A 16,434-nucleotide genomic window follows, 5' to 3' on the forward strand; every position below is an offset into this window, starting at 1 on the left:
GGGCCGCGCTCCAGTTTTTATGAAGGTTTGAGATAATGCGCGGATTGGCAGGCAAGGTCGGCATCGTCGCTGGCGGCGGTCGCGGCATCGGCGCGGCGACCGCGCGGCGCCTCGCAGCGGAAGGCGCGGCGGTGGTGGTCGGAGACATTGCGGCGGAATGGGCCGAAGAAGTCGCTGCCGACATCCGTGCCAAGGGCGGTCGAGCGACCGGCATCCGGCTAGACGGCACCTCGCCGGAATCGCAGCGCGCGATCGTTGAGGCCGCCATTGCCGAATTTGGCGGGCTCGATTTCTATCACTCCAATCTCGCGGGCGGAACGCACGGCGATGTGGACGCGCTCGATTGTCCGCTCGAGGTGTTCGACAAATCGGTAGCGATCAATTCCAGGAGCCACCTGATCGCGACGCAGGCGGCACTGCCGGCATTGCTGACGCGTGGCGGCGGCGCGATGATTTATACTTCGTCGGGCGCGGCGTCTGGCGGCAGCGCCTGGCAGGTCGCCTATCCGATGACCAAGAACAGTATTCATGCGCTCGCGCGACATGTCGCGTCACGCTGGGGAAAGCAGGGCATTCGTGCCAATGTGATCTGCCCCGGTGTGGTGCTGACCGAAGCCGTGCAGGAGCATATGACCGAAAAACAGGTGGAGCAAAGCCATCGCCGTGTGCCCCATCCTCGGCTCGGTAAGCCGGATGATATCGCGGCGGCCGTGGCGTTTCTCGCATCGGAGGATGGCGAATGGGTGAACGGGCAGGTGTGGCACGTGAACGGGGGGATGCAGATGCGCGATTGACGCGCGCTGTGAATCCCCGGCTCAGCAACAAATGGCTCGTGCTGTTCCTGTTGCTGGGCGTCGGCTTGTTCAACCAGGGGGATCGTTTCCTGCTGGCGGGGCTGGTCGAGCCGATCAAAGCTGAATTTGGCGTGTCGGATGGCTTCATGGGGCTTCTCATGGGGCCGGCGTTCGCGTTGCTCTATTCGCTGCTGGCGATCCCGATCGCGCGCGCGGCGGATCGCATGTCGCGGATATTGATCATCGTCGTGGGCTGCCTGGTATGGAGCGGGTTCACTGCTGCTTCCGGGCTTGCGCAGGGTCCGTGGACGCTGGCAGGCGCGCGCGTTGGCGTTGGCGTGGGCGAGGCGGCGTTTCAGGCGCCGGCCTATGCACTGATCGCGGCCTATTTCGTGCCCGAACAGCGTGGCCGCGCCTTCGCGATCATGGGGCTCAACACCTATATCGGCCAGACGCTCGGCTATGTCGTCGGACCGGCACTCGCGGCGGACGCGACCTGGCGCTATCCCTTTGCGGTGATGGGCGGCTGCGGCTTCGCGATCGGCCTTATCGCGCTTGTCTTGATCCGCGAGCCGAAGCGGCTTGTCCTCCACACCGAGCTGAAGGCGCCAAATCTGTCGCTGCTGGCGCGGCAACTCGCCGGCATCGTGAGCTATCGGAACATGATGCTCGGCATGGCGCTGGGCGTGCTTTCGGGTATTTCGTTCGGCCTGTGGGGGCCCGCGCTGTTCGCGCGCGCCTATGCGTTGCCGATCAAGCAGGCGAGCACCTTGTTCGGGCTGGCGTTTGGCATCGCGGGACTTGTCGGGATGCTGTTCTTCGGTGTGTTGGCGGACCGCGCATCGAAGCGCGATCCCGGAGCGCCCCTGCGGCTGGCGGCGATCGCGCTGGCCGCGGCCACCGCGCTGATCATGATCGTCACCTGGACGCCGACGCTCGGCGTCGCGCGCTGGCTCGCCGTGCCGTGCGGACTGCTCGGCGGCGGCTGGTCCGTAGGCGTGGTGGTCGCGCTCCAGCATCTGCTGCCGGACCGCATCCGCGCTACCGGCACCGCGCTTGGCATGCTCGTTGTTAATCTGCTCGGTGCGGTCGGCGGGCCGTGGCTGGCAGGCGCGCTGAGCGGCGCGGTGGGAGGGGATGCGACGCACAGCTTGCGGATCGGCCTCAGCGCGGTGATTCCGCTTGGCTTCCTGGGCGCATGGCTGATCTGGCGCGCGCGCGGCAGCCTGATCGGTGACCGTGAGACGCTGGCGAAGCTGGACGGCTGATCCGGCGGGGAGGGGCGCGGCGCCCCTCCCATGCCCAACTATTTCTGCGGCCGGACCGGCGCACCGAGTACGCTTGGATCGCCGGTCTGCGCAATCATCGCATAACGCCAATGCATGGCCCGCCATCCGCTCGACGTGCGTCGCCAGCGGACGTGATAGCGGCCGAGCACCTCGAACACGCGCGACGCGTCGGGCTGGTCGCAATGAAATGCGCGAAAGGCGGTGACGCTGCTGGCGGTATCTCCATCCAGTTCGACGATGCGGGTTTGCCCCAGCAGATGCTGGGTCGGGCCACACGGATCGAGATAGCGCCGGATCACCGCGACGAACGCAGTGCGTCCACGCACGGCGGCGGCGGAGGTGCCGGTCTCGACCGCTTCGTCGAACACGCCGTCGAGCGCGGCCCAGTCGCGGCTATCGATCGAATCGGCATAGAGCGCCATCCCGGCTTCGATCGCGCGCGCGTCGCTCATGCCGCCAGCTCCGCCATAGGGGCGCGTCGGAGCGCTGTGGTGGCGATCTCGCGCCCCATCTGTTCGAGCATGTCGGTGATTTTGGGATCGAGGCACGCACCGTCAGCGCCGAAACCGCATTCGATCGTATTGATCGCTACCCCCATCGGGGTGTTCCATCCGCGCAGAGCGTGGACGACGTTGCGCAGCGCCGCGAGCGTGTTGACCGCGCCCTGCCAGCCTGCGCCGGTCGCCACGCTGCCAACAGGACGGGCGTGGAAATAGGGCAGCGGGTCGCCGCGCATATCTTCCACATAATCGAGCGCGTTCTTAACCAGTCCCGATATGGTGCCATGATAGCCGGGCGAGCCGAGGATGATCCCGTCGGCGCGCCGCAGCGCGGCCACGAGTGCGCGGGCGGTGGCGCCGCGTTCGGTCTCGGCCGGATTATAGAGCGGCAGATCGAGCGCCGGGCCTGCTATCAGCAGCGTGTCCGCGCCAGCCGCAGCCGCAGCACGGAGCGCCAGCGCCAATGCCTTTTCCGTTGTGGATTCGGGTTTGAGCGTGCCGCCGAGCGCGACCACCAGCGGGCGGGGATTACGGGCCATGTGCGTCACCTCTCATTGAGAACGGGCGTATTGGTTTTTCGCGACAATATTACGCGTATTGCTGCAAATTTCCAATTGATATCCGTCAATATCGTTGACTTATGTGAAAATAACTACGCAAATTGCCACTTTGGAGCCCTGGTGCAAAGCTGGGCGAAAGGGGGGATATGGACGGGTGCATCGGGAAGCCCCACGCCGGCAACACATGGCATGACACGTTACGACAGCGTTTCGATTCCGCATTTCGGGGCGAAACGATGGCGGTCGACCGTGAATTGCGTGGACTGTCGCCGATCGGGAATCTAGGCCAGCACATTGCTTGACCGGCGACGAAATAACGTCGCAGGACGTAGCGGCGCATTGGAAAGGGGCCTGATGGGGGATTCTATCGCGATCGACGATGTCGACCGCAGCATCGTCGAACTGCTGCGTGAGAATGGGCGGTGCACCAACCAGCAGATCGCCGACAGTCTGGGGCTGACCGCAGCGACGGTATCCTCGCGGATCAGGCGGATGGAGGATGCGGACCTGCTGCGCGTCGTCGCCGTTTCGGACTTTTCGGCGCACGGCTATCACCTGCTGATGGAGGTCGCGATCGAGGTCGATGGCCGGCCGGCATCGGATGTCGCGCTGGAATTGGCGCAATTCCCCGAAGTATTCGCAGCGCATCTGGTTTCCGGGCGTTACGATATCGATATCCTGGTCGCGTTGCGCGATTTCGATGATCTGCCGCATCTGCTGCTCGAAAAGATTTCGCGGGTGCGCGGGATCAGGGCGATGGTTCCTGCCATCGCGGTCGACGTGGTGAAATATCAGTTCGACGTAGCCCCTATTGAAGCGCGAGAAACCCGATGACCACGCCGCAACTGGATGAGCTCGATCGCCGGCTGATCGATGTGCTGTCGCGCGACGCGCGTGTCAGTAACCGCAGGATCGCTGCAGATCTCGGCGTTACCGAGGGCACGGTGCGTGGCCGCATCAAGCGCCTGCAACAGGAAAAGCTGATCGCCTTCACCGCGATCACCAGCTTCGATCTCGCCAATACGACGAAGCTCGCCTTTATCGCGATCCAGGCGGATGTGATGAACGTGCGTGATATCGCGCATCGGATCGCCGATCTGCCGCAGGTTAGCGGGGTGATGATCACCATGGGGCGGTTCAACATCCTCGCGATTTGCCTCTTCAGCGAGCTTGATCGGCTGTATGAGGTGGCGTCGGATCAGATCCTCAGCATGCCGGGTGTGCATCACGTCGAAACGTCGATCGCGGTTCGCACGATCAAATATGATCCGCGCATTGTTCGTATCACCAAGGAAGATAGCGGCGGCCAATTGACGCACGCCGATGATGCGTAGTTGTCAACGACAACAGTTACGCAAATTGGCCATTCAACGCGCAATTTGCCATCAAGAGCGGCGACTCTCTTGCGCATGGCCTACGCCGTATAGTAAGCATGGCGACGATAGGTCCACAGGAGAGGGCAGATGGCTACCACAGCCGAATACCGGCTCGGCGAGTTCACGTATCCGCGTGGTTGGTTCATGGTGGGGGCCTCGGACGAGGTCACGACCGTGCCGATCGGCGTGCGCTATTTCGGCGAAGACCGGGTGTTGTATCGCGGCCATTCGGGCCAGGTTTACATGGTGGAGGCCTATTGCCCCCACATGGGCACGCATCTCGCGAACAACCGCACCAGCTATATCGTCAAGGATGACGAGCACGTCGAGGGCGAGGCGATCCGTTGCCCGTATCACGGCTGGCGCTTTGGGCCGGACGGCAAGTGCGACGAAATCCCCTATTCGCCCGCCCCGATCCCCAAAGCGGCCTGCCTGAAAACCTGGAAGGTAGTGGAGCGCGCCGGCTGCATCTGGACCTGGTACGATCCCGAAGGGCAGGAGCCGGACTATGAACTGCCGGGCTTCGACCAATATGACACCCCCAATTGGGTGAATTGGGAAATCCGCCCGCTCGGCGAGCTGGCGTCGCACCCGCAGGAAATCGTCGATAACATGGCGGACAAGGCTCATCTTGGCCCGGTCCATGGCTCGATCGACATGGTGCTCTTCGAAAATGTGTTCGATGGCGTCACCTGTCGTCAGGTGCTCACCGCGGGTCATAAGACGCTGGCCGGCGCGGGCAATGAGCCGATGACGAACGACACGTGGTACACCGGCCCCGGTATCCTCCAGTCGATCATGATCGGCGAATATCCCTCGCTCATGCTGATCGCGCACACGCCGGTCGACGATGGCGTGGTGAAGGTGTGGTACGGGTTGATGGTGAAGGTGCCCAACGGAACACCGAACGAAGCCGATATCGCGGTCGCCCGCGGTTACGAACAGGCCGGTGTCGACGCCTTTGCGCAAGACTTTGAGATCTGGGGCAACAAGCGCCCATGCATCCACCCGATGATGGTGCAGGGCGACGGCCCGTTTCACAAGGTCCGCATCTGGTACAAACAATTCTTCAATCCGCGCGCCCGCGCGAGCGAGTTCCAGGAACGCGTCAACGGCCGCCTGGTTACCAAAGGAACCCAACAGGATCCCTGGACCGAGGCGGCGTGATGCCTGGCTGGCCGGAGTGATCCGGCCAGGTTTCGTTACGGAATGCTATGAGCGGCACCGGCGTTTGTCGGTGCCGTTTCGTTATGCGGCAATGATATTCTGAAGCGGAGGAGGCTGACACAGGCTGGGGCCGGCCTCCTCAGGGCTGGGCAACCTTCGCCGGTTCTGCCAGCATGGCGCGATGCTGGGGCCCGTCGCGATTGAAGAAACCGATACGCTGACGCTCGATCTCGATGGATGGGAGGGGCCGCTCGATCTGTTGCTGGCGCTCGCGCGATCGCAGAAGGTGGATCTGAAGCAGATTTCGATCCTCGCGCTGGTCGAGCAATATCTGGTCTTCATCGATCATGCGCGATCGCTGCGGCTGGAACTGGCGGCCGATTATCTCGTGATGGCGGCGTGGCTGGCCTATCTCAAATCCGGGCTGTTGCTGCCGCGCGACCCTGAGATCGAGCCAAGCCCGGAAGAGTTGGCGCTCAGGCTCCAGATCCGTCTCGAACGGCTAAATGCGATGCGCGAGGCGGGCGCGCGCCTGATGGCGCGTGACCGGCTGGGGCGCGACGTGTTCGCGCGCGCCGCGCCGGAGGGCCTGCGCACCGTGCGCAAGGCGCGCTGGACGGCGGAAATCTATGATCTCATCGCGGCTTATGGCCGGGTTTCGGCGCGGACCCGCCCGGTGCTGCATGTCGTGCATGATCGGCAGGTGATGACGCTCGAATCGGCGATGGAACGCGTGTCGGCGCTGATCGGCACTGCGATCGAATGGTCGACCATCGAGCATTTCCTGCCCGACGGCGCGTCCGGCACATTCCGCAAGTCCGCGCTCGCATCAAGCTTTCTCGCGGCGCTGGAGCTGGCGCGGCAGGGCAGGGTGGAACTGGCGCAGAAATCTCCTTTCGCGCCGCTTTACCTAAGGGCTCCGGCATGAACCAGCCCGACGACCTCGCCCGCGCAGTGGAAGCGGTGCTGTTCGCCGCGACCGAGCCGATGACGGCCGATGCGATCCGGGCGCATGTCGGCGAGGGCGACGTCACGGGCACACTCCGGGCGCTGGCGGCGGATTATGCCGGCCGGGGGGTCAATCTCGTGCGGCGCGGCGACCGCTGGCATTTCGAGACGGCGCCGGACCTCGCCCATCTGCTGCGCCGCGATCGCGAGGAAGCGCGCAAGCTGAGCCGCGCGGGGATCGAGACGCTGGCGATCATCGCCTATCATGAGCCGGTGACGCGCGCCGAGATCGAGGCGATTCGCGGCGTGCAGATATCCAAGGGCACGCTCGACGTGCTGATGGAGGCGGGATGGGTGCGGCCCGCCGGTCGACGCGAGGTGCCAGGCCGACCGCTGATGTTCGCGACCACCACCGGCTTCCTTGATCATTTCGGGCTGGAAAGCCGTCGCGATCTGCCGGGAATCGACGATCTGAAGGCTGCCGGGCTGCTCGATCCGGTCGATCTCGCTTTCGACCAACTGTCAGTGGAAAAAAGCGACGAGGACGACTAGATACGATCTTCGTATTTCAGGAGAGCCGTCATGGGCGCGTTTGGCCCGCTGCATTGGATCGTCGTCGCCATCATCGCCATCCTTCTGTTGGGGGGCGGTCGCTTCTCGAACCTGATGGGTGATGTTGCGAAGGGCGTAAAGAACTTCAAGAAGGGCATGGCAGAGGAAGACGAGGATGCCGCCGCCAAGCCGGCGCCGCGGATCGAGACTCAGCAGCCGGTACGCCCGGCCGCTGAAACGATCGTTCAGGACGAGAAGACGCGCTGATTCGCCGTCATCTCGATCTGATCCTTCCGCACTGCCGGGCCGATCATGCTTGATTTCAATTTTTCCGAATGGGCGGTTGTGGCTCTGGTGGCGCTGGTCGTCATCGGACCGAAGGATTTGCCCAAGGCTATGCGCGTGCTCGGCTATTGGGTCGGTCGCGCGCGTTCGGTCGCGCGCCAGTTCCGTTCCGGCTTCGACGAGATGATCCGCGAGGCCGAACTCGCCGAGATGGAAAAGAAGTGGAAGGAGGAGAATGCGCGGATCATGGAAATGCACCCGCCATCCGCGCCTGAAACGATCGAACACCTTCCAGCCAGCGCCGATGTTGAGGATGCTCCACCGGTGATGGTGGAAAAGCCGACGGTTGCTCCGCCGCCTGAAACAGTGACGGGCGATCCGGCCGCGCCGAGCGCCGCCACCGAACAGAAGCCGGTGTCATGAGCGAGATTGACGACAGCAAGGCACCGCTGCTCGACCATCTGATCGAACTGCGTCGGCGGCTGCTTTACTGCATCGCCGCGCTCGTGGTGGGATTCTTCGTCTGCTATTATTTCGCGGAGGATATCTTCGCTGTCCTCGTGCGGCCGCTGTTGCTGGCGGGGCAGACGAAGCTGATCTACACCCAGATATTCGAGGCGTTTTTCGTCAAGGTGAAGGTCGCGTTCTTCGCCGCGACGATGGTGTCGTTCCCGGTGATCGCCAACCAGTTATGGCAGTTCATCGCGCCGGGCCTCTATCGTAAGGAGAAGCGCGCGCTGCTGCCGTTCCTGCTTGCGACGCCGGTGCTGTTCGGGATCGGGGCTGCGATGGCCTATTTCATCGCGGTGCCGATGGCGCTGCACTTCCTGCTGAGCTTTCAGGGCAATATCGGCGGCGTGCATCAGGAGGCATTGCCGGCGATTGGCAATTACCTGTCGTTCATCATGCAATTCCTGTTCGGTTTCGGCATCGCCTTTCTGCTCCCGGTGCTGCTGATGCTGCTGGAGCGTGCGGGGATCGTTACCCGTCAGCAGCTCAAGAGCGCGCGTCGCTATGCGATCGTGGCGGCCTTCGCGATCGCGGCGGTGCTCACGCCGCCCGACGTCGGATCGCAGCTCCTGCTCGCGATACCGTTGTGCATTCTCTACGAACTGGCGCTGATCGGCATCTGGTTCACCGAGCGCAGCCGTTCGCGTGAAACGGCTTCATCGGTTGATGCGGATGTAGTGGCCGGGGAATAACAGCCGCGCTGCATCCGCCCGAGGCGGACGCAGCGCCGGCGAATTACTTCGCGTCGTGAGCTGTCTTGGAAACGGTTTTGCCGGCCGAGGACACGTCCTTGCCCATGCCCTCGATCGTGTTGCATCCCGCCAGCAGCACCGCCGCCGTTACCGCCATCAATCCGAAAACCTTGCGCATCGTGCGTCCTCCTGCGCGCGCAGATGGTCGATTTCGCGGGCGAGCGCAAACCGGCATGCGGCCGAACGATGAAGACGGGACAAAATGAAGGCCCGAAAGCGCCACCGGGGGGGAGGGGACGACGCCTTCGGGCCTGTGACTTGGATAGCGAGAGCGGGGGGGCAAAAATTCGCTATCCGCACTTCAGAACGATCTGAAATCCGCCCGGTTCCGATCGTCGCGAAAAAAAGTCGGCTTGTGGTTAAACCAACTTTAACCATCGCTATTCGCGGCCAATTATCGGGATGGTGATGGCATATGCGCCGTTCTCGGGATCATATTGCAACGGCGCGCGAAGTTGTCGCGAGAGCCCTTCCATCACCCGGCCATAACGTTGTTCGAGCCGAGTGGAGAGAGCCGCGCTCGGCGTGAGCGCGGGGGATGAGACACGCAATATCGCGCGATCGTCATGCTCGCTGTCCGGCTTCAGCGAGATGCGAATTTCGGCTTGAGCATCATCGGCCAGCGCAAGTTCGACCGCCTCGGTGACGAGAAAGGCGATCGGAACCGCCACGTCCTGCCCGACATAGAATGGATCGAGATCCAGCGCGATGCTCAGGCGGCTGCCCTCCGGCGCGGTCGCCCGGATATTGGTGGCGAGTTCGCTGATAACCGGGCGAAGGCCCAACCCGCGATTTTCCTCCATTTCGGCGAAGTGATTGCGATGCACCACCGCAAGCGCGTCGACACGGCGCTGGATCGAGGCATAGGCCTGTGATGCATCGGGGGTTCGCGCGCTGCGGGCGTGCAGGTTGATCAGGCTGGAGATCACCTGAAGATTGTTCTTCACGCGATGATGCACTTCGCGCGTCAGGCGGGTCTGTCGCACAAGGCCTTCCGCAAGCCCGGCCTCATGCAGCGCCACCGTGCGGGTAAGCGCGCGGAACGTATCGCCAAGTTCACGTATTTCCTGCGCGGGCAAAGCACGGAGCAGTGCCGGATCGGGCTCCTCGCCGGGCGTGAGTGCCGCCATACTGGCGCGCAACTCGCGCAGCGGTCGCACCAGCAAGCGATCGACGACGAACCACGAAACCCCTGCCGCCGCTGCCCACATCAGCAGCGGCAAAAGCAATGCGATCACCAGCGAGGAGGTGATCGGCGTGCTGCGCACCTGCATCTCCAGTGCGAGATCGGCAAAGCCCAGATCGGTTCGGTTGGCGGTGCGGCGTTCGAGCGCGGATTCGCGGGGCAGATGATCGACGATCAATTGCTGCCGCCCATGAATCAGCGCGAGTTGATAGGGGTGGGGCATCCCGCTCGGCCGACTGACGGTCGCCAGGAACTGCGTGGGAAAGAAAGCCGCTCCGAACATGTGGCGTCGATCCCCTGCGACACCGAGCGACAGGCCCTGTTCCGGGCGTACGCGGGCCGCGACTGCCGTGCCCTCGGCCTGTGTTCCGATTCGGCGCGCGCCGACAAAGGGGGCTCCGCAAAGCACGCGGCCTTTGCGATCGAAGATCGCAAAACGGGTGCCGTTGCTCGACAGTTGCGCGAAAACGCCCTTCACGCGCGCGCAACTGGGTGCGTCACGCGGATCGGTTGCGAGAGCGTCGACCGCCGATCGCAGCGCGGTCATGTCGCCGATCAACTCGATCGCCATCGCCCGGCTGCTTTCAGCGGAGGCAAGCCGCAACCCGGCTCGCGATTCGCTATCGGCGTTTCGCGTGGTTTGCAGCGTGGCGAATACCGCGATCATTGCCAGCGGCAGCAGCGCGATACTGAGGATCAGGAATAATTTGGCTCCGGTCGGCCAGCGGGCGATGACCAATGCCGCAAAAGCCGTTGCGGAGCCGGGACGGTCCACCTTCCCAGCCATTGCGATAGACGCCCTAATCCAGCTTCCCGAGCAGCAGCAGCATCTCGTCGGGAATCTCTTCCTCTATGGTTTTCTGATAGATCGAGCGCAGTGCGGAACCCATATCACGATCCTTCGCCGGAATCGCCGCGCCCTTCTTCCGATGCGGTAATTTTGCCTGATCGTCCGAACTCAACACCTGCCCCCCGGAACCGCCCGACCGCACGGGATTTCTAGATCTCTAAAAGACGCGGTTGGGTAAAACCGCAAGCCCCGATACGCACTGCATTTCGGGGAGAACCCATGAAACTAAAGACACGCTCGTTGGTTCCACCCCCCGACGACAAAATCATTAAAGCGGTGCGGAACCGCGATACATGATTGCATGTCGACGCGTTAGAGGTTTTGAAATCGTTGGGGTTGCGCTCGCGCGTGCCCGGTTTGGTAGGGAGAAAATAACGCCCATGTCGCTCGGACAACAGCTCGCGCCGCACCTTCCATTTCTCCGGCGCTATGGTCGCGCCTTGACCGGGAGCCAGCACCATGGCGACAAATATGTCCGCGCTACGCTGGAAGCGATCGTCGCAGCACCGGAAGAATTCCCGCGGGACGTGGACCCCCGGCTCGGGCTCTACCGGACGTTTCAGGCGATCTGGTCGTCATCGCATATCGACGAAATGCCCGAGACTGGCGACGCCAATGAACAGGAAATGGTGGCGCGGGCACGGCTTGCGCGGATGACCCCGCTATCGCGACAGGCGCTCCTCCTTACCGCGATGGAGGGCTTTACCCCGGAAGACGCGGCCTATCTGATCGACGTCAAGGCCGATGAGGTCGAGGATCTGGTTAGCGAAGCGATGGCGGAAATCGAGAAGCAAACCCGCGCGCGGGTGCTGATTATCGAGGACGAGCCGATCATCGCGATGGACGTGGAAACGATCGTCCGCGATCTCGGCCATGATGTGACCGGCGTCGCGGTGACCCGCGATGAGGCAGTCGCGCTGGCGATGGAAGATCGCCCCGGTCTCGTGCTGGCCGACATCCAATTGGCCGACGACAGCTCCGGCATCGATGCGGTGAAGGATATTCTCGCCGAATTCCGGGTGCCGGTGATCTTCATTACCGCTTTCCCCGAGCGCCTGTTGACCGGAGAGCGGCCGGAGCCGACTTTCCTGATCACCAAACCGTTCCAGCGCTCCACGGTGAAAGCCGCGATCAGCCAGGCATTGTTCTTCGACCAATCGACCGTTCCAGCCATTTGAGGTTGATACGGACCCAAAACGGTTCTTGTTCGTTTGGCACTCATGGCAGACGAACAAGAACCGATTCATCGAAGCACGGAGGAGGCGCGGGCCGGGGCCACACCGCATATGACGCGGTATATCCTGGGTTATTCGCTGGTGCTCGTGGTCGTGGTCTTTGCGATCGTGGTGTTCACTCGGCTTTAGGCGGCATATAAAGTGCTTTGTCGAGGCGGGTGGAAAAATGCGCCCGTTAGCCGTATCTTATTGAAACTGGCCGGACTGGTTTCCGGCCGCGGCGGGGAATGATCGCGACAGGATGACGCAGGATCCATCTCGGATAGATGGCGCGAGTGCCGAATTGCCGGCCGAGCACGTATCGCTCTCCGATCCCGAATTTAAAGAGCAACTGGCGCGGGTAATTCCGCACCTGCGAGCGTTTGGGCGTTCCCTGTCAGGGAATCGCGATCTCGCCGATGATCTCGTGCAGGAAACGCTGCTCAAGGCTTGGGCCGCGCGCAAGCGCTTTCAGGCGGGCACCAACATGCGCGCGTGGACCTTCATCATCCTGCGCAACCTTTATCTCTCCCAGATGCGCCGCGCGCGTTTCAAGGGCGAGTGGGATGACCTGGTGGCGGATCGCCTGCTCGCGGCGCCGGCCGGGCAGGACAAGCATGTCGAACTGGCCGATATGCAGCGTGCGCTATTGCATCTCCCCCAGCCTCAGCGCGAGGCGCTGATTCTGGTTGGCGCCGGCGGCTTCGCTTATGAGGAAGCGGCGGACATCTGCGGGGTGGCGGTCGGCACGATCAAGAGCCGCGTCGCGCGTGGCCGCGTAGCGCTCGAAGCGTTGATGAGCGGCAAGGACATGACACCGCGCACCGGGCACAAGAGTGAAGGCACCGGGACGACGCTTGATGCGATCATGAACGAGGTGGACGAACTCAGCCGCGAGCGGTGATTGCCGCGTTCAGGCGATCCGATCGAGCCGCGCGAGCAGGTCGTTCACTTCCATCCCGTTGAGCGTCAACCGATACGCCTGACGCAGAGATTCGCCGATCGCGTCGCTCGGGCGTGGTTTCGCCACGAACTGCGGGCGGGTGGTATTTACATCGCGAAGGGCGGTCGGGCGGTCCATGGCGATTAAAACGGTTGAATGAGCATGAAGTTTCTCGGCAGGTAGAAGCCAGCCATGATTGATCCTGTCGCACCCGAAATCGCCGCCCCACAAACTGCCGCGCAAAACGCGGTCGAGCGTGCGCGGGCGAATGCTCCCTTCCTGTCGATGCTGCTCGATCGGGAGCCGGAACTAGCCGCGACGCTGGAAACCGGCGCCCTTCCGCTCGCTGCCGCCGCGCAGCTCGGCGAGGGCTCGGCGGCGCAGTCGCTGCGGCTCGCCCGGCGACGGCTTGCATTGGTAACGGCGATCGGCGATCTTTCGGGCGCACTCGATCTGACGCAGGTCACCAATGCCCTGTCAGACTTCGCCGATGTGGCGCTGGACCGCGCGATCCGCGCGGCGATCGAGGAGCGCACGCCGGGTGCCGAACCTTTGGGTTTTACCGCGATCGCGCTGGGCAAACAGGGCAGCCGCGAGCTGAATTATTCGTCGGATATCGACCCCATATTACTGTTCGACCCGCTGACCTTGCCGACCAAGCCGCGTGAAGACCCGGCTGATGCGGCGGTGCGGATCGGCCGGCGCGTGATCGAATTGCTCCAGACGCTCGATGGCGATGGCTATGTCCTGCGGATCGATTTGCGGCTGCGCCCTTCACCAGAGGTGACGCCGATCGTCATCTCTGTGGATGCAGCGATCGGCTATTACGAATCGCAGGCGCTCCCATGGGAACGCGCCGCGTTTATCCGCGCGCGGGCTTGTGCGGGCGATATGGCGCTCGGCCTGCGCTTTCTGGAGGCGATCCGGCCGTTCGTGTGGCGCCGCAGCCTCGATTTCGGCGCGATCGGCGAGATCGTGGACATCACCCGCCGCATTCGCGATCACCATTCGCAAGGGCAGGCGTTCGGGCCCGGCTATGATCTGAAGCGTGGGCGCGGCGGCATCCGCGAGGTGGAGTTCTTCGCCCAGATACACCAGTTGATCCACGGCGGTCGCGATCTGGGGCTGCGGATGGGCGATACGCGCACCGCACTGGCCGCGCTGGCGGCGGCGGGACGGATCGACGCGAACGACGCGCGCGCGCTGATTGAGGCGTATGTCGCATTGCGCACGATCGAGCACCGCGTGCAGATGATCGATGATCGCCAGACCCATCACCTGCCAATAGGGGACGCGCTGGATCGCGTCGCGCGGTTAGATGGACGGGCGGACGGAGCGGCGTTGCTCGATCACCTGCGCCCGCATGTCGAGCGGGTGGCCGCGGTGTTTGACGAACTGGCGGCGCCGACAGACACCGCGCTTTCCCGCAATCACGAGCGTCTGGTCGAGCAACTCACCGCCGCCGGTTTCGCGGACGCGGAGGGCGCTGCAACGCGCATCGGGCTGTGGCGATCGGGCCGCTATCCGGCGTTGCGCAGCCCGGCAGCGAAAGCGGCACTGGAGGCGGTGCTTCCGGGCATCGTTGCGGCCTTCGCCGATGCGCCGGTGCCACAGGCCGCGTTGCAACGGCTCGATTCGCTGCTCGAGCGCCTGCCCAGCGCGATCAACATCTTTCGCCTGCTTGAAGCACGGCCGGCGTTGGCCAGCCTGCTAGCCGCGATATTGAGCCATGCGCCAACGCTTGCTGAGGAGTTGGCGCGACGCCCCGATCTGCTCGACGGATTGATTGACGCGACCGCGCTCGCCCCGGTCGGAGATCTCGCCGCGCTGGTCGCGGAAATGGAGGCTGTCGAGCGGGACGCGGATTATCAGGAACGGCTGGATCACGCGCGCCGTGTGGTCGGGGACAAAAGGTTCGCGCTTGGTGCGCAGATCGTCGCCGGTGTGGCCGATCCGCTCGATGTGTCGGACGGCTATGCACGCGTCGCGGAGGCGGCGATCGTGGCGTTGACCACCGCGACGCTGGATGAATTCGTTCGCGCGCATGGCCGGGTGCCGGACAGCGAGTTTCTTATTCTCGCCCTTGGGCGGCTCGGCGGCGGGGCGCTGACCCACGCCTCCGATCTTGATCTCATCTATCTGTTTACCGGCGATTTTTCGGCGGAATCGAATGGGCCGAAGCCGCTCGGCGCGACGCTCTATTACAATCGACTGGCGCAGCGCGTGACTGCGGCGCTGTCAGTCGCCACTGCGGCTGGGCCACTTTATTCGGTCGACACCCGGTTGCGCCCATCCGGCGCGCAGGGGCCGCTGGTGGTGAGCGTCGATTCCTTCGCGCGATACCAGCGGGAGGATGCGTGGACGTGGGAGCATATGGCGCTGACCCGCGCACGGCCTGTATTCGGGTCGGAAGCGGCGCGCACCGCACTTCAGGCCGAAATCCACGCGGTGCTGGCCGGCGCGCGCAAGGATCGCGACGTGGTGACGGATGCCGCGACGATGCGAGAGGAGATGGCGACGCACAAAAAGCCCGCCGGCCCGCTAGACGCGAAGCTGCTGCCGGGTGGGCTCGTCGATCTGGAATTCATGGTGCACACGTTGCAGCTAGACCATCGCGCCGGCTTCGATCCGCGATTACGCGAAGCGATCGGATTGCTCGGGCCATTGCTGCCGTCGGGGATGGGGAAAGCTTATGATTTTCTCGCGCGGCTGCTCGTCACGTTGCGGCTGGTCGCGCCCGATGCGCAGGAGCCGGAAGCAGTCGCGACGCGTACGTTGCTGGCGCGCGCACTTGGGGTGAAGGATTGGGCGGAGGTGCTTGCCGGGCTGGATGCGGCGCGGCAGGAGGTGCGCACCGCCTGGCTAGGAGTGATTGATGGACACGATTCCCGACCTGACGCTGGTTGACCCGAAGGGGGCGCCGATGAAGCTCGTGGCCCTTTCCCGACCGTTGGTCGTCTATTTCTACCCGAAGGACGACACGACAGGTTGCACCCGTGAGGCGCAGGATTTCTCCGCGCTGACGACGGATTTCGCCAAGGCGGGCGTGGCGTTGCTCGGGGTATCGAAGGACAGCCCGAAGCGGCACAGCAACTTCATCGCGAAATATGATCTGACCGTGCCACTGGCGAGCGACGAGGATGGTGCCGCGTGCGAGGCGTTTGGCGTGTGGGTCGAGAAATCGATGTACGGCCGCAAATATATGGGGATCGAACGCGCGACGTTCCTGTTCGGGAAGGACGGCAAACTCGTCCGTGAATGGCGCAAGGTAAAGGTGCCCGGCCATGCGGCGGAAGTGCTGGAGGCGGCGCGCGGCGCGTAGGTTGTGCGGGATCGCGCCATCCACAGAGGGGGGGTGTCCTGATTGTGGATACCCTGTGGCGGTGACGAAAGAACCACGCGGTTCACGCTATGCCTGTTTCGGCTCGCCGCCGAAACGGCGGGCCCGCTTCCTGAGGGCGGACCTCTGAAAGCAGACCGATAGCCAACCATCAAAAGCCACCGCAGC

20 protein-coding genes are annotated in these 16,434 nt (G+C 63.6%); 14 read left to right on the top strand and 6 right to left on the bottom strand.

Translation table 11 applies throughout. From position 1 onward, the window contains the following. The first annotated feature begins 35 nt into the window (after positions 1-35). Complete coding sequence (locus P0Y64_11690; protein WEK42054.1) at positions 36-794, top strand: SDR family NAD(P)-dependent oxidoreductase; 759 nt, start codon at positions 36-38, stop codon at positions 792-794. Further along, positions 791-2,062, top strand: a complete 1,272-nt coding sequence (locus P0Y64_11695; GenBank protein WEK42055.1) for an MFS transporter — start codon at positions 791-793, stop codon at positions 2,060-2,062. Before P0Y64_11690 ends, P0Y64_11695 begins: the two co-directional genes overlap by 4 nt. 38 nt (positions 2,063-2,100) lie before the next feature. Here P0Y64_11695 and P0Y64_11700 read toward each other — a convergent pair whose 3' ends face one another. Beyond that, complete coding sequence (locus P0Y64_11700) at positions 2,101-2,535, bottom strand: nuclear transport factor 2 family protein (protein WEK42056.1); 435 nt, start codon at positions 2,533-2,535, stop codon at positions 2,101-2,103. Continuing rightward, positions 2,532-3,122 carry an NAD(P)H-dependent oxidoreductase gene (locus P0Y64_11705; GenBank protein ID WEK42057.1) on the bottom strand — a complete coding sequence of 197 codons (591 nt, stop codon included), beginning with the start codon at positions 3,120-3,122 and terminating at the stop codon, positions 2,532-2,534. Before P0Y64_11705 ends, P0Y64_11700 begins: the two co-directional genes overlap by 4 nt. Positions 3,123-3,497: 375 nt before the next feature. Here P0Y64_11705 and P0Y64_11710 point away from each other — a divergent pair, with 375 nt between their 5' ends. The 8 genes from P0Y64_11710 to tatC all read left to right on the top strand — a co-directional run bounded on the left by P0Y64_11710 (position 3,498) and on the right by tatC (position 8,673). Next, positions 3,498-3,977: an Lrp/AsnC family transcriptional regulator gene (locus P0Y64_11710; GenBank protein ID WEK42058.1), complete on the top strand. Its 480-nt coding sequence runs from the start codon at positions 3,498-3,500 to the stop codon at positions 3,975-3,977. Beyond that, on the top strand, positions 3,974-4,477 hold the full coding sequence (locus tag P0Y64_11715; protein ID WEK42059.1) for an Lrp/AsnC family transcriptional regulator: 504 nt from the start codon (positions 3,974-3,976) through the stop codon (positions 4,475-4,477). Before P0Y64_11710 ends, P0Y64_11715 begins: the two co-directional genes overlap by 4 nt. A 129-nt stretch (positions 4,478-4,606) precedes the next feature. Next, a complete protein-coding gene (locus P0Y64_11720; protein ID WEK42060.1) occupies positions 4,607-5,686 on the top strand; it encodes a Rieske 2Fe-2S domain-containing protein in 1,080 nt (359 codons plus the stop codon). Between the two features lie 181 nt (positions 5,687-5,867). Further along, entirely contained in the window at positions 5,868-6,614 is a 747-nt protein-coding gene (locus P0Y64_11725) for a ScpA family protein (GenBank protein ID WEK42061.1), read from the top strand. After that, positions 6,611-7,186 (top strand): SMC-Scp complex subunit ScpB, encoded by a 576-nt coding sequence (gene scpB / locus P0Y64_11730; GenBank protein WEK42062.1) that lies wholly within the window; start codon positions 6,611-6,613, stop codon positions 7,184-7,186. Before P0Y64_11725 ends, scpB begins: the two co-directional genes overlap by 4 nt. Positions 7,187-7,216: 30 nt before the next feature. Further along, positions 7,217-7,453 carry a twin-arginine translocase TatA/TatE family subunit gene (locus tag P0Y64_11735; GenBank protein ID WEK42063.1) on the top strand — a complete coding sequence of 79 codons (237 nt, stop codon included), beginning with the start codon at positions 7,217-7,219 and terminating at the stop codon, positions 7,451-7,453. A gap of 45 nt (positions 7,454-7,498) precedes the next feature. Further along, complete coding sequence (gene tatB, locus P0Y64_11740; GenBank protein WEK42064.1) at positions 7,499-7,894, top strand: Sec-independent protein translocase protein TatB; 396 nt, start codon at positions 7,499-7,501, stop codon at positions 7,892-7,894. Continuing rightward, positions 7,891-8,673 (top strand): twin-arginine translocase subunit TatC, encoded by a 783-nt coding sequence (tatC, locus tag P0Y64_11745; protein ID WEK42065.1) that lies wholly within the window; start codon positions 7,891-7,893, stop codon positions 8,671-8,673. Before tatB ends, tatC begins: the two co-directional genes overlap by 4 nt. Before the next feature lie 43 nt (positions 8,674-8,716). Here tatC and P0Y64_11750 read toward each other — a convergent pair whose 3' ends face one another. The 3 genes from P0Y64_11750 to P0Y64_11760 form a co-directional block, all read right to left on the bottom strand. After that, positions 8,717-8,851 carry an entericidin A/B family lipoprotein gene (locus P0Y64_11750; protein ID WEK42066.1) on the bottom strand — a complete coding sequence of 45 codons (135 nt, stop codon included), beginning with the start codon at positions 8,849-8,851 and terminating at the stop codon, positions 8,717-8,719. A 262-nt stretch (positions 8,852-9,113) separates the two neighbouring features. Further along, positions 9,114-10,586 (bottom strand): sensor histidine kinase, encoded by a 1,473-nt coding sequence (locus tag P0Y64_11755; protein WEK45043.1) that lies wholly within the window; start codon positions 10,584-10,586, stop codon positions 9,114-9,116. Positions 10,587-10,719: 133 nt separating this feature from the next. After that, positions 10,720-10,881, bottom strand: coding sequence for a NepR family anti-sigma factor (locus P0Y64_11760; protein ID WEK42067.1), 162 nt, complete (start codon positions 10,879-10,881; stop codon positions 10,720-10,722). A 268-nt stretch (positions 10,882-11,149) separates the two neighbouring features. Between P0Y64_11760 and P0Y64_11765 the strand changes: the two genes are divergently transcribed. Both P0Y64_11765 and P0Y64_11770 read left to right on the top strand, forming a co-directional pair. Further along, positions 11,150-11,947: a response regulator gene (locus tag P0Y64_11765; protein ID WEK42068.1), complete on the top strand. Its 798-nt coding sequence runs from the start codon at positions 11,150-11,152 to the stop codon at positions 11,945-11,947. Positions 11,948-12,245: 298 nt separating this feature from the next. Then, positions 12,246-12,887, top strand: coding sequence for a sigma-70 family RNA polymerase sigma factor (locus tag P0Y64_11770; GenBank protein ID WEK42069.1), 642 nt, complete (start codon positions 12,246-12,248; stop codon positions 12,885-12,887). A 9-nt stretch (positions 12,888-12,896) separates the two neighbouring features. Here the strand turns inward: P0Y64_11770 and P0Y64_11775 are convergent, their stop codons facing one another. Then, on the bottom strand, positions 12,897-13,064 hold the full coding sequence (locus P0Y64_11775; protein WEK42070.1) for a hypothetical protein: 168 nt from the start codon (positions 13,062-13,064) through the stop codon (positions 12,897-12,899). A gap of 54 nt (positions 13,065-13,118) precedes the next feature. On the opposite strand from P0Y64_11775, the gene glnE reads away from it, so the two are divergent. Both glnE and P0Y64_11785 read left to right on the top strand, forming a co-directional pair. After that, positions 13,119-15,833 carry a bifunctional [glutamate--ammonia ligase]-adenylyl-L-tyrosine phosphorylase/[glutamate--ammonia-ligase] adenylyltransferase gene (glnE, locus tag P0Y64_11780; protein WEK42071.1) on the top strand — a complete coding sequence of 905 codons (2,715 nt, stop codon included), beginning with the start codon at positions 13,119-13,121 and terminating at the stop codon, positions 15,831-15,833. Continuing rightward, entirely contained in the window at positions 15,802-16,248 is a 447-nt protein-coding gene (locus P0Y64_11785) for a peroxiredoxin (protein ID WEK42072.1), read from the top strand. The genes glnE and P0Y64_11785 overlap by 32 nt, the downstream gene beginning before the upstream one ends. Positions 16,249-16,434 lie beyond the last annotated feature (186 nt).

The organism is Candidatus Sphingomonas colombiensis (assembly GCA_029202845.1).
Taxonomy (GTDB): domain Bacteria; phylum Pseudomonadota; class Alphaproteobacteria; order Sphingomonadales; family Sphingomonadaceae; genus Sphingomonas; species Sphingomonas colombiensis.